Annotated in this window: 12 protein-coding genes; 5 read left to right on the forward strand and 7 right to left on the reverse strand. The window is 57.9% G+C overall.

Translation table 11 applies throughout. The annotated features are described in order from the left end of the window. Nucleotides 1–6: 6 nt before the first annotated feature. The 6 genes from HNQ64_RS22895 to HNQ64_RS22920 form a co-directional block, all read right to left on the reverse strand. Nucleotides 7–2,835 carry a class I SAM-dependent DNA methyltransferase gene (locus HNQ64_RS22895; RefSeq protein ID WP_184213006.1) on the reverse strand — a complete coding sequence of 943 codons (2,829 nt, stop codon included), beginning with the start codon at nucleotides 2,833–2,835 and terminating at the stop codon, nucleotides 7–9. Between the two features lie 393 nt (nucleotides 2,836–3,228). Further along, complete coding sequence (locus tag HNQ64_RS22900; RefSeq protein WP_184213009.1) at nucleotides 3,229–4,215, reverse strand: SGNH/GDSL hydrolase family protein; 987 nt, start codon at nucleotides 4,213–4,215, stop codon at nucleotides 3,229–3,231. 2 nt (nucleotides 4,216–4,217) lie between these two features. After that, nucleotides 4,218–5,792: an MBOAT family O-acyltransferase gene (locus tag HNQ64_RS22905; protein WP_184213011.1), complete on the reverse strand. Its 1,575-nt coding sequence runs from the start codon at nucleotides 5,790–5,792 to the stop codon at nucleotides 4,218–4,220. Between the two features lie 3 nt (nucleotides 5,793–5,795). Continuing rightward, entirely contained in the window at nucleotides 5,796–6,434 is a 639-nt protein-coding gene (locus HNQ64_RS22910) for an AAA family ATPase (protein ID WP_184213013.1), read from the reverse strand. A 348-nt stretch (nucleotides 6,435–6,782) separates the two neighbouring features. Further along, nucleotides 6,783–8,078: a pyruvate dehydrogenase complex dihydrolipoamide acetyltransferase gene (locus tag HNQ64_RS22915; RefSeq protein WP_184213015.1), complete on the reverse strand. Its 1,296-nt coding sequence runs from the start codon at nucleotides 8,076–8,078 to the stop codon at nucleotides 6,783–6,785. A gap of 102 nt (nucleotides 8,079–8,180) precedes the next feature. Continuing rightward, entirely contained in the window at nucleotides 8,181–9,176 is a 996-nt protein-coding gene (locus tag HNQ64_RS22920; RefSeq protein WP_184213017.1) for an alpha-ketoacid dehydrogenase subunit beta, read from the reverse strand. A 167-nt stretch (nucleotides 9,177–9,343) separates the two neighbouring features. Between HNQ64_RS22920 and HNQ64_RS22925 the strand changes: the two genes are divergently transcribed. Genes HNQ64_RS22925 through HNQ64_RS22940 form a run of 4 tightly spaced genes read left to right on the forward strand, consistent with a single transcriptional unit; the run spans nucleotide 9,344 to nucleotide 13,417 of the window. After that, nucleotides 9,344–10,402 carry a hypothetical protein gene (locus HNQ64_RS22925; RefSeq protein WP_184213019.1) on the forward strand — a complete coding sequence of 353 codons (1,059 nt, stop codon included), beginning with the start codon at nucleotides 9,344–9,346 and terminating at the stop codon, nucleotides 10,400–10,402. Nucleotides 10,403–10,438: 36 nt separating this feature from the next. Beyond that, on the forward strand, nucleotides 10,439–11,545 hold the full coding sequence (locus HNQ64_RS22930) for a hypothetical protein (RefSeq protein ID WP_246431171.1): 1,107 nt from the start codon (nucleotides 10,439–10,441) through the stop codon (nucleotides 11,543–11,545). Nucleotides 11,546–11,596: 51 nt separating this feature from the next. Further along, the gene (locus tag HNQ64_RS22935) at nucleotides 11,597–12,217 is read left to right on the forward strand and encodes a 3-keto-disaccharide hydrolase (protein WP_184213021.1); all 621 of its coding nucleotides are present in this window, start codon (nucleotides 11,597–11,599) and stop codon (nucleotides 12,215–12,217) included. Nucleotides 12,218–12,238: 21 nt separating this feature from the next. After that, nucleotides 12,239–13,417: an outer membrane protein assembly factor BamB family protein gene (locus HNQ64_RS22940; RefSeq protein WP_184213023.1), complete on the forward strand. Its 1,179-nt coding sequence runs from the start codon at nucleotides 12,239–12,241 to the stop codon at nucleotides 13,415–13,417. 22 nt (nucleotides 13,418–13,439) lie between these two features. On the opposite strand, the gene HNQ64_RS22945 is transcribed toward HNQ64_RS22940, so the two are convergent. Next, nucleotides 13,440–13,952: a hypothetical protein gene (locus tag HNQ64_RS22945; RefSeq protein ID WP_184213025.1), complete on the reverse strand. Its 513-nt coding sequence runs from the start codon at nucleotides 13,950–13,952 to the stop codon at nucleotides 13,440–13,442. Between the two features lie 388 nt (nucleotides 13,953–14,340). On the opposite strand from HNQ64_RS22945, the gene efp reads away from it, so the two are divergent. Beyond that, the gene (gene efp, locus HNQ64_RS22950; RefSeq protein WP_184213027.1) at nucleotides 14,341–14,907 is read left to right on the forward strand and encodes an elongation factor P; all 567 of its coding nucleotides are present in this window, start codon (nucleotides 14,341–14,343) and stop codon (nucleotides 14,905–14,907) included. The last annotated feature ends 48 nt before the right edge of the window (nucleotides 14,908–14,955 follow it).

Raw genomic sequence — 14,955 nt, forward strand, 5'->3', positions numbered from 1 at the left:
GTCTGTTTACTTGGAAGACTTACTTTGCGCAACAACTGACGCTGAGCGCGGCGGGGTACGACTAACAGACGGGGTGCTAGTCATCTGGGTATAAAGCTCAAACAGCTTCTCCAGCCTTTCCGTGTCATTCTTAAACCGGCGTCCAATGTAAATGCGCTCCAGCGTCTCATCATTGCGCTCATGCGCCGCCCGCAGATTGTCCGGCATTGTCTCCGGATCATAAAGATCCGCAATCGTCGCCGGGAAATGCGCCTCCCGGGCCAGAAGAATGTCCTCCGCGCAACGCGTCAGGTCGGCTTTGTTTTGCTCGGTTAATGTGGGGACCGGAAAGGTGTTCCAACCGAGGGTGTTGGAATAGCGATAATCGGTTTTGAGCTTGCCGCAGACCGTGCCGATCCAAACGAGGTGGAGACGGGAAGCAATGAGTGCCATGTTCCAGAGCGGGGCGTCGTAGAGAGCGAAAGCGAGGTTAGTGACCGTTGAGCGCGAATTCAAAACACCGACTGGAAAGTATTCTCGAGCTTCCGAAGAGACTGAAGGGACAATTAATAAATGGTTATCACAAGAATACATCTCGCGAAATTGATGGGGTTTTTCAGCTAATGACTTCGTGCCTTTGTCTTTACTCTCAAGTCGCATGGACTTCACTTTTTCAATTCGCTCGACGATTAGGTGGTTTTGTTTTGCGGCTGACAGATTGGCGTCTTCAATCCAAAGGCAATATCTCACAATTCCACGGATAAATTCCGCTGAGCCAAATGCGCGCTTAACGAAAAGCCTGTCATCAGCTTTATCCAATCCTAATTGAGAGTGTTCGCTCGCTGACAAAAGAAGACCGCCACCATCGACAGGCATATTCCCAAAGCTCATGTGCGAGATGTCGCTTAAAGCCTGTCTGCGTCCTTCGATAAAAACGTCATTCGAAGGAGCCAGGTAAGCGTTGATGACATTGACTACTCGAACCGAGTCACGGCCAGCAGCGTCTTCAGAAAACAGAAGCTTCTTATTTATTTCCAAGTTGGAAATTCCGACTACTACAACGGTTACCCCAGCGTTATGTGCGGCTAAGTTTGCCCATTTAAAAGAGGTGCGCGCAAAGTTGATTTTGGAACCAAGTCTATAAATAAGAGGCCATAAAATTGGAACAATGCGTCCTTGGCATATCGAATTAGTGCTCACGAAGGCACTTCCGCAGCTTACAGTTTTTCCATACTCAGCGGCTTTCAGAAACCACCCGCCTACATAATCAATCTGTTTCGCCGAAACCCCGTGCGCATCGAAGACTTGTGCCAGTTCTGATTTTTGACTCGCTGTTTGAGTTTGGCTTCCTTTGTAAGGCGGATTCCCGCAAATATAAGTCTCCCCACCCTCATTCTCGAAATCAATTTCCGCCTGATTCAGCGGCGTCTCGAACAAATCCTCGGCCTTCGTCTTCACGCCTTTACCCGTAGGAGGACAGACACTCAGCCAGTCAATGCGCAAAGCATTGCCACACGTAATCCAGTTGGCCGCTTCCAGGGGCAAGAACTCTGCGAGGGCAAGTTGCTGGCCCCGGTAAAGGACGTTGCACTGGTACTCGGCAATGATGAGGGCCAGCCGGGCGATCTCGCAGGAGAAATGTCGTAGTTCAATGCCTCTAAAGTTGGTTAGGGGGATGACGGAACGAATCTCCGGCTCACCACGGCGGCGGTTAATCTCTGCTTCGATCTCCCGCATCTCTTTGTAGGCGATGACAAGAAAATTGCCCGAACCACAGGCTGGATCGAAGACCCTAATGCGCGCCATGCGGTTGCGCAGATTCAGCAGCTTGCGGGCATTTTCCCCGGCCTCCTCCAGCTTCGCCCGCAGGTCATCCAGAAACAATGGGTTCAGCACCTTGAGGATGTTGGGCACACTGGTATAGTGCATGCCCAGGGCACCGCGTTCTTCATCATCCGCCACGGCCTGGATCATGGAGCCAAAGATGTCCGGATTGATCTTGGTCCAGTCCAGCCCGCCCACATGAAGAAGATAGGAACGGGCGATCTTGCTGAAACGCGGCACTTCGACACTTTCCGAAAACAGCCCGCCATTCACGTACGGGAACCCGTTTGCCCAGCTCTTGATGCCTGCGGCCTCGCGGTGGCGATTGTCCAGCTTCCCCTCATGGCGCACCGGGGTGTTCATGGCCCGGAACATTTCCGAAATCACTTCATGGGTATTCGATGAATCCCGGGCGCTCATCTGCTCGATGGTGGCGGTGAAGAGGCCTACATTGTGGAAGATGTCGGTATCCTCCGCAAAGAAGCAGAAGATGAGCCGGGCCATGAAGTGGTTCAGGTCGCCGCGCCGGGCTTCGGTGGTCCAGTCGGGGTTGTCCTTGAGCAGCTCCATGTAGAGGCGGTTCAGGCGCCCAGTGGCCTTGATGTCGAAGGCGTTTTCACTGATCTGCCTGACTGTGGTGATGCCTGCCAAAGGCAGGAAGAACCCGAAGTGATGGTGAAAATCTGGGTAATCACACACCACCGTGCCGCCATCTCCCAGGTTTTCTGCCTCGAAGGTTTTCCCATCTGTGGCCAGGATGAACTTCGCCTTGTGCTTGGCCGTGGCCGGGCTTTCCCGCAAAGCCGCCAGAGCCTCTGGCACGGTGCCCTCCGCACAGACCTGGAGGTGGATGTTGCTGCGCTGAAGCACGCCGCCGGGAAGATCCGACTGATTGGTACTGCCGCTCTTTAGCCGCTGGATGGTGGTGGCCTTGTTACCAAAAGCTTCCAAAAACGCATATGGAAAGCTCTGGGCCTCAAAAGGCTCACCCGCCAGTTTTGAAATGGCTTCTTCAATTTCGACGGCGTTCATGGGGTAATCACAGGCGTGTGGTAGGCGCTTGTTTAAAGAGGTCTCTGACAAGGTTCAAGACAGGATTGAGAAAGCTGTGCAGGCTTTGGATAAGCGGGGTAGATCTAACCAAGGAAAGTCGGACGCGGTGCATCCCGCACTCGCGGGACAGGGCATGTCCTTACCAGGGACGCTTTCCTGACCGGCTGAAGCCGGGACTACAGTGCAGGGAGGCGGTGCGGTGTGTCGCGACCCAGGAGGCGGACAAGAGTGTCCACGCTCCTCTCGGCTAGAAGTCGGACGCGGCGCATCCCGCAGTGGCGGGACAGGGCATGTTGCTTCCAGGGGCGATTTCCTGACCGGCTGAAGCCGGGACTACAGTGCTGGGAACCGCAGCATCGCTCTAGACCCGCGCTACTTGAGCCAGCCTTGGGTTTTTAGGAGGTGGGCGAGGGCCTGGGCGATGAGGGTGTGGCCTTCGGGGCGGACGTGGCTGGAGTCGGTGTAGAGGGTAGTGGCTTGCTGGGGGGTGAAGACGGTCTTCATGGGCAGCTTTGCCACGGTGGGGCCGAGGAGGCGGGTGGTCCAGGCATCGACGGCGTTATCGTCCAGGGTGTAGGTGCCCTGGGGGGTTTTTCGGCGTGTGGCCTGGGTGACGAGGACGGTGCGGATGCCGGCGGCCTGGAGGCGCTGTACGCCCTGGGCGGTGACGTTTTCTACCTGGGTCTGCCAGGCTTTTTGGGTGGCTTCATCGGCAGAGGCGCGTAGCTCGGCATCGGCATCACCGCTGCCGCCGTTTTGATTGCGCACGGCGAGGGGCAGCCACTGCCAGTAGAGCTTTTCGGTCTTCATCTCGTAAAACTGGCGCAGGACGAGGCTGCGCATGAGCCAGTTTTTTGGGTGGGGGCTGTTGAAGTCGGTGCGGCGTCGCCACTCGCGCTCGTCCTCGTATTCATTGGTGGCGCCGACGTGCAGGATGACGAGGTCTGGCTGGTAGTTCATGACCTGCTGGAGGACGAGGTCCTTGCGCCGGGAGCCGAAGCCTGGGAGGGCGAGGTTAAAGCACTCGGCCTGCACGCCCTGGGCGCGCAGCTCTTTTTCCAACTGGCCGGTGTAGGACTGGGCGACGCTCTTGCCACGGGCGACGGAATCGCCAATGACCATGACGCGATACTTGCCGTTAGGCCGTTGTTTGGCAAAGGTCTGCGGGAAAAAGCGCCGGCCACCACTGCGCTGGAGCTCCACCTGGCCGTCCTGGGTTTCATAAAAACCGGCGGTGGGGTGGTAACCGTAGTCGAAGCGGCCCTCCATGGTTTTCACCAAGCAGAATCGCGTGACGAGCTCGGCCCCGATGAGGATGGTGGCGAAGACGAGGAAGCTGCGGGTAAAGGCGCGCATCATGGCTAAAACTGGAAGTAGATGAACTCCTGCTCTGTGGCCACCGAGCTGACGAAGGCGACGAAGAGGAGGAAAAAGACGATGCCGCGCAGGAGCCACGGGAGGTGGTCTAGCTGGGCTTCATCACGCGCCTTTAGCGTGGCCAGTTGCAGGAGGATGAGGGGGGCGATGTGCAGGAGGAGCCACAGGGCGGGTTTGCCCCAGGCCTCGGCAGCCGGGGTCCACACGGTGAGCGCGTGCAGCCACACGCCGAGCTGATCCAGCGTCTGCGCGCGGAAGAGGGCCCAGCCGAAGAGGGTGAGGGTGAACATGAGAGCCACGGCGAGGGTGTGGCGGGGGCCGGAGGTGGTCTTTTCCAACCGACCCAGGGGTGGGACGAGGCGGTAGGCGGTCTGCATGGCGGCGTGGTATGCGCCCCAGAGGACGAAGGTCCAGCTAGCCCCGTGCCAGAGGCCGGCGAGGAGCATGGTGATCCAGAGATTGGCGATAGTGCGATGGAGGCCGGCGCGGTTGCCACCGAGAGGGATGTACACGTAGTCACGGAACCAACTGGACAGCGTGATGTGCCACCTTTGCCAAAAGTCTGACGGGCCGGTGGCGAGATAGGGGAAGCGGAAGTTCATGCTGAGCTCGATCCCCAGGAGGCGGGCGGAGCCGCGCGCGAGATCGGTATAACCGGAGAAATCGCCATAGATCTGGAAGGCGAAGGCGAGGATACCGAGGAGGGCCCAGGGGGCATTGGGCGTGGCCCCGGGATTAAAAACATAGTTGGCCACGAGGGCGCAGTTATCTGCGACGAAGACTTTTTTAAATGCGCCGATGAGCAGCAGGCGCAAGCCCACGTGCAGGTGCTGCCAGTCCCAGCGGGCGGCGTGGGTGAACTGCGGCATGAAGGCGGCAGGGCGCTCAATGGGCCCGGCGACGAGCTGGGGGAAAAAGGCGAGGTAGGCGGAGAAGGTGAGCAGGTCCGTGGCGGGCTGCACCTTGCCTTTGTAAACATCCACCGCGTAGGCGACGGACTGGAAGGTGTAGAAGGAAATGGCCACCGGCAGGATGATGTGCGGCAGTGTCCACCCAGGGTCCATCCCGGCTACACGCAGCAGGCTAACCAAGCTCTCAGCAAAGAAACCGAAGTATTTAAAGAAGCCGAGAACCGCCAGGTTCGTCAGGATGCTGAGCCAGAGGAAAGCCCGCCGCCGCGCCTCCACCGGCAGTTTCCACAGCCCTTCGTGCACTGGCACAAACAGCAGCGGAAACACCGCTGCTACCCACAGACTGGTGGGGCTGATGACCACCTGGCCCTGGCCAAAAAGGGCGCAGCCGCCCAGCCACAGCAGCGGCGCCAGCGTGGTGGCGAGCACTTTTCCCACGGCCTCACGCTGGCCCACCAGGGAGCGTGCACAAAAGAAATCAATGCCTGTGGAGGCCATGAGCAGCGCGAGAAAGCGCAGGTCCCACAGGCCATAAAAGAAGTAACTGGCTGCTAGGAGCAACGCCATGCGCCCCAGGCGCGGCAGCGGCCAGTAGAGCAGGACGACGAGGGGAAGAAAAAGGGCGTATTGCCAGGACGTGAAGGTCATGTGTCAGCAGCAGTCCGCTGCCCACGTGCCCCAGTTGGCGAGGAGAGGCCCTGCATTCACGACCCAGGACAGGGCAGTAAAGGCAGGCTGGGCGGCCGCAGGCTGCGGATCGCGATCATGTGCCGCCACCAGGCACAAGTCAAAGACATGATCCGCTGGAATGCCCACTTCCGCGCTGGCATTCAGCGTGCGGCGAAAGCGCTCGTCCCCATCGTGATCCCGCTGGATGAGCCGCCGCTGGCGCTCCTCTTCTGGCAGTTGCAGGCGCAGCACCACATCGCACCGGGCGAGGCGAAGCTCCGGTTTGGAGTTTACATAGACGACGAGTTTTTTCTTCCGCAGGTAGGGGAGAAAAGGGGCTAGGTCATCCCGCTCGCGTGTCTTGCTTTTGATGCGCCGGGTGAAAAAAAACAACATCGGCACGGCCAGCACGCCATCGTCAATGACGGCAATGTGCCGTGGCGAGATGCCAGGCAGCCCCTTTTTGCGGATCTGCCGCCCCAGCGTGGACTTGCCCGATCCTGACTTCCCCGTCACACACATCAGCACCTGAGCCTTTTCTGGGTGCTGAAAGAGCGACTGGATCGTCTTCCGCAGCATCTGCTGCCAGACGAGGCGGGAAAGGATCGAGTGGGTGGGCATGATAAACGAATATTTCTGTTACAATTTAGTTTCAGAAAAAAAGAGAGCAAGTCTCAGTAACGGGACATTTGCATGGTAAGCTCGGGTGCGGGGATGAGGTGGCTGCTTAAGGTTTATCGGCCCGGAGCCCGAGAGGATGGGCGGGGATGCTGCCGGGTTGGGGGGGCACTTGGGAACTTCATGCTCTAAGCAAAAGGGAAAGTGGGACGAGGTGCAGCGCGTCCCAACCAATAAAAAAACCCCGGTCTGGGGGGACCGGGGTTTTTGGGATGAGTCTGAGCGGTATAAGTCGGACGCGGCGCAGCGCGTCCCTACCAAGCAGGGCAGGCAGGAGTGCCCGCCTCACTTTTAGACGAGCATCAGCGCGGGGCTTTCGATGAATTTGCGCATCTCGGCCAGGAAGGTGGCGGCAACGGCGCCATCCACGACGCGGTGGTCACCGCTGAGGCCGACCCACATGCGCTGACCGACGACGATCTGGCCTTTGTCATTGACAACGGGGGCGCTGCGGATGCTACCGATGGCGACGATAGCAGCCTGGGGCGGATTGATGATGGCGGAGAACTGATCAATGCCGTAGGCACCGAGGTTTGAGACCGTGATGGTGCCGCCAGCGAAGTCATCCGGGCTGAGCTTTTTATTCTTGGCCTTGCCGGCGAGGTCTTTGACGCTCTGGCTGATTTCCAGGAGGGTCTTTTTCTCGGCGGCTTTGATGACGGGGGTGACGAGGCCGTCCTCGATGGCGATGGCGACGCTGAGGCCGACAGACTTGAACTTGACGATGGCATCACCATCCCAGGCGGCATTGATGGCGGGCTGAGCCTGGGCGGCACGGATGACGGACTTGAGGATGAAGTCGTTGACGGTGTACTTGTTGCCGCCGGTTTTTTCATTGGTGGCGTTCAGGTGCGCACGGAACTCCATGAGCGGCCCCGCATCCACTTCCATCTGGAGGTAGAAGTGGGGGATCTGGGTCTTGGAAGCGAGGAGGCGCTCGGCAATGATGTTGCGCATGCTGCTGGTGGGCACGCGCTGATCTTCATCGGTGTAAGTGGGGCGGATGGCGGGGGTGGCGGCGATGCGGGCGGAGCCGGAGGTGCCACCGACGGGGGCATTCTCAACATCGGCCCGGATAATGCGGCCGCCAGGGCCGGTACCTTCGAGCGCGGAGAGGTCCACGCCTTTTTCCTCAGCGACTTTGCGAGCGAGGGGGGAGGCCTTCACGCGGGCATTTGCAGCGGCAGCACGGCGGGCGGGCTGGGGGGCGGTGGGGAGGCGTGGGCCGGGGGCGGAGACAACTTTTTTGGCGCTGCTGCCTGCGGCGGGTTTTTCAGCCTTCGGCACGGGCGCGGCAGCAGCTTTGGCGGTGGCGATGATTTCGTCAAGATTGGCCGGGGCAGCTTCGCCTTCCTCTAGGACGATGGCGAGGGGGGCATTGAGCGGGGCTTTTTCGCCAGCCTGGACGATGATCTTATGGATGGTGCCTTCGAAGAAGCAGGGCATTTCCATGGTGGCCTTGTCCGTCTCCACGTCGGCGATGGCCTGACCGGTGGTGACTTTGTCGCCTTCCTTGATGCTCCATTTGGCGAGGGTCCCCTCGGTCATGGTGTCACTGAGTTTGGGCATTTCGATGATTTTGGGCATGGCAGGAAGGAGGCGGAGAAGGTGGGGCTTGAGGAGGGATGACCGGGGTGGTCAGCGGGTCAAGGGGTCAAAGGGGGAACGTGGAGACGCGAGGGCGGCAGATCAGCAGATGGACAGGGCCTTGGCGACGACGACGTCTGGGGTGGGCAGTTGCAGAGCCTCGAGAGGGGGGCTGTAGATGGCGGGGGAATCGAGGCTGTTGACACGCAAGACAGGGGCGTCGAGCTCGTCAAAGATCTGGGCCTGGATAGTGTAGGCGATCTGGGCACCGACGCCGCAGAAGGGTTTGCCTTCCTCGACGTAGATGGCGCGGTGGGTCTTGGAGACGGAGTTGAGGATGGTTTCCTCATCAAGGGGGCGAATGGTGCGCACGTCCACGACCTCGGCACTGATGCCGTGTTCCTCTTCCAGGATGCGAGCAGCCTCAAGGCAGGTGATGACGGCGCGGCCGTGGGCGATGAGAGAGATATCGGTGCCTTCACGCTTGATGTCGGCGGTACCGAGGGGGATGAAAAGCTCGCCACCGGGGAGTTCATCATTGGCAGGGACGTCCCATTCTTCACCATAAAGCTTGGTGCTTTCCATGAACATGACGGGGTCATTGTCGCGGATGGCAGCTTTGAGGAGGCCTTTGGCATCGTAGGCGTTGCTGGGGACGACGCACTTCATGCCGGGGAAATTGGCCATGATGTTTTCCGGGGTGTGGCTGTGGGTAGCACCCACGCTGGTGCCGCCATTGGCGGGGCCACGGATAACGATGGGGCAATGGATCTGGCCACCGGACATGTAACGGACCATGGCAGCGTTGTTGACGATCTGGTCCCAAGCGACGGTGTAAAAGCTCCAGAACATGAGCTCCATGACGGGGCGGACGCCGAGCATGGAGGCACCAATACCCATGCCGATGAAGCCAGCTTCGCTGATGGGGGTATCTACGAGGCGTTTATCACCCCATTTGTCCCAGAGGCCCTGGGTGACTTTGTAAGCGCCATTGTATTGGGCAACTTCTTCCCCCATGACGACGACCATGGGATCGCGGGCGATCTCTTCGTCCAGGGCTTCACGGATGGCGTCGCGGTAAGTGATTCGGCGGGGCATTGGGTCTTGAGGGGAGAAAAAAGTGAAGCCAAGTAGTTCGGCGGCAGAGGGCCAGAGTCAAGAGCAGGAAAATGCCCAAACGGTGGCGATATGACGCGGCTAGGGTGTGGAAAACCTGTGGAGCTTTGGCATTGCATCAATCGAGCGGGCAACGCAACATCCGGCGCATGATTTTGCGTCAAAAATTCCTTTTCCCTTTTCTTCTGGCCTGTGTGGCAACCTGTGGGGCGGTGTGTGCAGCGGAGCCGAATGGCCAATGGAAGCCGCCGGCGGCGGATGGGAAGCCGTGGAAGCATGACCCGACGAAGCTGGCTTTCCCGGCGTTTTTAGGGAATTACCGGTTTGCGGGGAACTTTGACTACCAGTCTGGCGGGGTGCTGCTGCGCTATGAGAGCCTGGAGGAGCAAGGGCGGCTGGATATATTCCTGTTCAAGGCGGAGGCTCCGCTGCTGACGATCAAGGACCAGCACCGGCGGATTTTGGCCGAGATGGATGTGGTATCTAAGGACATGGAAAACATGGTGAAACAGGGGCGGTATAAGAACCTGACGATTGGCGAACCGATCGGCGGAGAGTTGGAGCTGTGGCAGAAGCAGTCGATCCCTATCGCGACACGCATCATCACGGCGACACGGATCGGCACGTCTGAAAAGGGCACGGAGGAGGCGGTAGTGCGGCAGTGGCTGGGCATCACCGTCCTGGATGGTTACATCATTACGCTGCGGCACATGCGGCCTGCGAACACGGGCGATGCGGGCGAGGAGGCGATGAAACGGCTGGTGGGGCTGGTTTTCCAAGTGATCAAGGACCCGGCGCTGCGCAGTCACATCCGCGAGCTGGTGGATGGCTACATGGCGGATCCTTTCTCTGAAAATGGGGAACAGGCGGCGGGCGCGGTGCTGGCATATCTGAAACAGACGCCGTATTTCCCGATCAATATCCCGGAAGACCCGGTGGCTGGCTGGCTAGAGCACTGCAAGACGGTGGCCCCAGGGACGGAGGCGACACTGCTGCGGGCCTTTATGCTGGGAGGGGCGAAAGCGGCCTTTGCCGATGGGGATGCAGAGGCGTGTCTAACAGAGGGGGCGCGACAGTTTGCCAAAGTTTACCGCAAGCTGGTGACGCAGTACCCACAGATCGCACGGCCTGACATGGAGCAGTTTGTGGACCGAGCAGAAAAAGGCGAGGGCTACGGCTGGCTGAAAGAACGCAGCCTGTTGAGGTAGTATTGTGCTAGTGCCTGCGGGCGATTCCCTTCTTTTATGAAATCTTTTCTTCTCATCAGCCTGGGGCTTGGCCTGCTGCCTGTGCATGCAGCCAGTTTAAAGGTTCCGCTGGAGCAAATCCGTGCCGTCGCCAAGGAAGGCGAGGGCAATGAAAAGGCCTCAGCGGCGTGGAAACAACTGACAGAGGCCGACCCGGCGACACTGCCGGAGGTACTGTCCGGCATGAATGGAGCTAATCCTCTGGCAGAAAATTGGCTGAGGGCCGCAGTCGGGGTGATCGCGGATCAGGCCATCGCGGCGAAAAAGCTGCCGGTGAAGGGCATCGAGGCCTTTTTGCACAATACGAAAAACAGCCCGACGGCGCGAGTGGTGGCGTTTGACCTGATCCAGCGTGCGGAGCCCGAGCTGGCAGAAAAGATCACGCCGAGTCTGCTGGAGGATCCTAGCAGTGAGCTGCGCCGGCATCCGGTAGCACGACTGCTGGACGCGGGGGACGAGGCCCTGGCGCAAGAGAAGAAGGAAGCGGCCATCGCCTCCTACCAGCAGGCGATGAACAGCGCCCGAGATGAGGACCAAATCAAGATCCTGGCCAAGAAACTGAAGGACCTGGAGAAACCCGTGGATCTGCCCAAGCACTTCGGTTTTGTGATGAACTGGAAGCTCATTGCGCCCTTCACCAATGTGGAGCGGAAGGGTTTTGATACCGAGTTCCCGCCGGAGAAGGAAATCAAGCTGGATGCAACCTATCCTGGCAAAAATGGCGAGGCGAAGTGGACCGACTTCACCAGCAAGGACGAGTATGGGATGATTGATTTTAACAAGCCCTTCACCCTGCTGAAGGAAGTGACGGGTTATGCCTACACCGAGTTTGAATCGGCCGAAGAACGCGACGCTCAGATCCGCCTGGGCTGCAAAAACGGCTGGAAAGTCTGGGTGAATGGCGAGCTTCTGTTTGCTCGGGATGAATACCATCGCGGAGCCAAGCTGGATCAGTACAAACTTCCCGTCAGGCTTAAAAAAGGCAAAAACGCCATCCTTGTGAAGTGCTGCCAGAATGAGCAGACCGAACAGTGGACGGTGGAATGGCAATTCCAGCTCCGCGTGTGCGATGCCACCGGAACGGCGATTGCTTCGGCCAAGTGATATCACTCGCACCCTTTTTGATTGTATCTCAATTCCCTTTATTTGCCCATCATGATTTTCCGCCGCCTTGTTTTGCCATTCCTTGCCATCAGCCTCCTTTCCACTGCCCAGGGGGAGGAGTTCACGCCGGAGCCGGGCTTTATTAGTCTCTTCAATGGCAAGGACCTCAGTGGCTGGTGCTTCCGCGAAAAGACCAAGAAGGACAATCCGAATCCTGGGGCGATTCTGGCCAAGTTCGATGGGCAGACGGAGGCTAAGGATGCGGGGCGTTACTTTGCCAAGGATGGCATTCTGACCGTGAGTTTTCCCACGGAGATGGACAAACTCACAGGGCAGTTTTATACCGTTCAAGAGTTTCCCAAAAACTTCATTTTGAAGATGCAGTTCCGCGCCTCGGTGAATGCGGACAGCGGCATCTTCATCCGCAAACCACAGCTCCAGTGCCGTGACTATCTGGTGGCAGGGCCCGATGCTTACAAGACCCTGAAAAACTACAAAGCGCAGGACTGGAACCAGATCGAAGTCACCGTGAAGGACGGAGTCGCCCACTGCACCTGCAATGGCGAAGTCCTGGAAGCTGCCCTCGCCCTCCCCGCCACCGGCCCCATCGGCGTGGAAGGAGATCGCGGTCAGATGGAATACCGCCACATCCAGCTCAAGGAACTGCCTTAACTTTTTGCCCCATAGCCTGCCATGTCTCGCCGACTCCTCTTCCCTGCCCTGCTGCTTTCGACCCTTGGGACTCTTTCGTTTGCCATGGCGGCCGATTGGCCGCAGTTCCGCGGGCCGAATGCCTCCGCCGTTTCCACTGAAGCCGCCCCTGGACCGAAGGTCTCGGTGAACTGGAGTGTGGACCTGCCAGGCCGTGGGTTGAGCAGCCCGATCATCATTGGCGACAAACTTTTCCTCACCTGCGCGAGCGGGCCGGATCAGGCCAATCTGCACGTCTTTTGCTTCAGCACCGCCGATGGCAAAAAGCTGTGGGAGCGCGTGATGAAGTCCACGGGCCGCACCATGACGCACAACAAGACCAGCGTGGCCGCCGCGACCATGTGTAGCGATGGCGAACGTGTCTTTGCTCTCTATTCGACGAACGATCTCTTCGCCTTTGACCTCACTGGGAATCTCCTGTGGCTGCGTGGCTTGACCTATGATTATGCCAACGCCAGCAACAGTCTTGGCATGTCCTCCTCTCCCGTTGTGGTGGGTGACACGCTGGTCGTACAAAGCGAAAACGACAGCGAGTCCATCGCTGTGGGCATTGATGTGGCTACGGGCAAAAACCGCTGGAAAAAAGAACGTCCAAAAGCTGCCAACTGGACCAGCGCCGTCATCTATCAAAACGTCGTTGCACTTCAGTCAAGCAAGGGGCTCACAGGCATCGAACCGCACTCAGGCGATGTGGTGTGGGATTACACCGATGGGGCCTCCACCATCCCGAGTTCCGCCGTCACCAAGACCGCTATTTACATCCCTTCCAATGGAGTCACTGCGGTGGTACCCGAAAAAGGTGCAGCCTCCCAACTCTGGCGCGCCGCAGGTCTCAAACCTGGTACAGGCAGTCCCCTGGTCATTGAAGATTCCATCTACGTTCTCAACGGCACGGGTGTGCTCATCAAAGCCAGTACGACCGACGGTGATGAAGCCTGGAAACTGCGCCTCAAAGGCCCCTTCTCTGGCTCACCCGTCGCAGCGGGCAAGTATATCTACATCGCCAGCGAGCGCGGTGATTTTCAGGTCGTCGATACCACCGCCAAAGAAGGCGAAATCGTCCATACCGTTGAGCTTAAGGACACCATTTTAAGCACCCCTGCAATCAGTGACGGCGCAGTGTATGTGCGCAGTGATAAGAAACTTTGGAAATTGAAATAATCTCCCGTTTCTAAAGTGGAGTTTAGAATTCCATCAGCCATTCTTCGGGAGCATTTCCTGGGGTGATCAGCTCCCCTTCCAGCGAATATACAGCAGCAGCAAAGCGGGTAAAGCTCCCCCCGATCAAGGTGATGTGTGCTTCCATCCCACCTGAACATTGAGGGCACGGCAGGTCTCCATAAGAGGCCGTCGAAAAAAGAACATCGTGTCCACCGCATTCAAAACATCTTGAAGGGGCCACTCTGTTTTTTCGCCATTCAATGTAACGCTGAGTAACAATGATTTCCTCGTCAGGTGGCCAGTAGGCAAAAAGTTTTCTTTCCGCATAAGGTTCGAGCCGGACACTTTCCAAGTGATCTTCCAGTTCTCTCAACGTCGGAACTCGTTCTGCATCCACGACTTTCTTGCAAGTATGGCACCAGGCCAGCCAACAAATAGGACGTAAGCATTTAGGTTCCTCTTTTTCATAAACCCTCGCCTCCTGACGAACCCGTTGGGTGAAATCGCAATGGGTGCATTGGTATTTAACGCTCATATTAGGGACATGAATTCAATCTCAGCCGAATCATGTCAATATCAGAGCAGGAGGTCTTGACTAGAACTCCAGACATATACGCTCGTCAGCATGCTCCAAACAAGAGTGCGGAAAAAATCACGCTTCAAATCACCATGAACGAAGATGGATTTCACTAAGGATTGGATCCGAAAATAAGAAGGTGGAGAGGTGAAATCCTCATTGCTTCAGATGGCTGTTATTCTAAACGAGTCAGGGTAGCCAGGCAGGAAACTAAGCCTTTTAAAGTGGCTGATGTCGTGGGTTATTATCTGCGGAAGAAATTCAGCCCATCAGCAGGATCGCCCCCTCTCACCACGTGATTCCCTTCTTGCTTTTCCCAGAAATGGGCCTAAAACCCTCGCTCTCTATGGCATCAACCCCAGTCATCAACCTCCGCAAGGGGCACGCGGTTCGTTACAACAACGAAGTCTGCATCGTGTCCGATTTCGAACTCAAGACGCCGCCGCGCATGGCGTCCTACGTGCAGATGTCCGTCCGCACCCTCAGCACCGGCAAGGTGTACAACCTGCGCATGACCTCCAACGAGTCTCTCGAGGCCGTGAACCTGAACCGTGAGCCGCATGAGTACAGCTACAAGGACGGTGAAGACTACCACTTCATGCACCCTGAGACGTTTGAAGACGTGGTGCTAATGGAATCCCAGGTCAAAAACGCCAAGGATTACCTCATCGAAGGCCAGAAATACACGGTCCAGTTCGCGGACGACGTGGTGATCGGCATCGAACTGCCGCCTTCTGTGGTGATGACCGTGACCGAATCTCCTGAGGGAGTGAAGGGCGACTCCGCCAACAACGTGTACAAGGCTGCGAAGCTGGAAACCGGTCTGGTGGTACAGGTGCCTCTGTTCATTGGTCCTGGCGACAAGATCAGCGTGAAGACGGAAGACAACAGCTACCTTGGCCGCTCGAACTAAATCGAAGCCTAACCAGATTTAGTTCTCAAAATTTGAAGCCCCGGTGAA

It is taken from the genome of Prosthecobacter dejongeii, assembly GCF_014203045.1.
Classification (GTDB): Bacteria; Verrucomicrobiota; Verrucomicrobiia; order Verrucomicrobiales; family Verrucomicrobiaceae; genus Prosthecobacter; species Prosthecobacter dejongeii.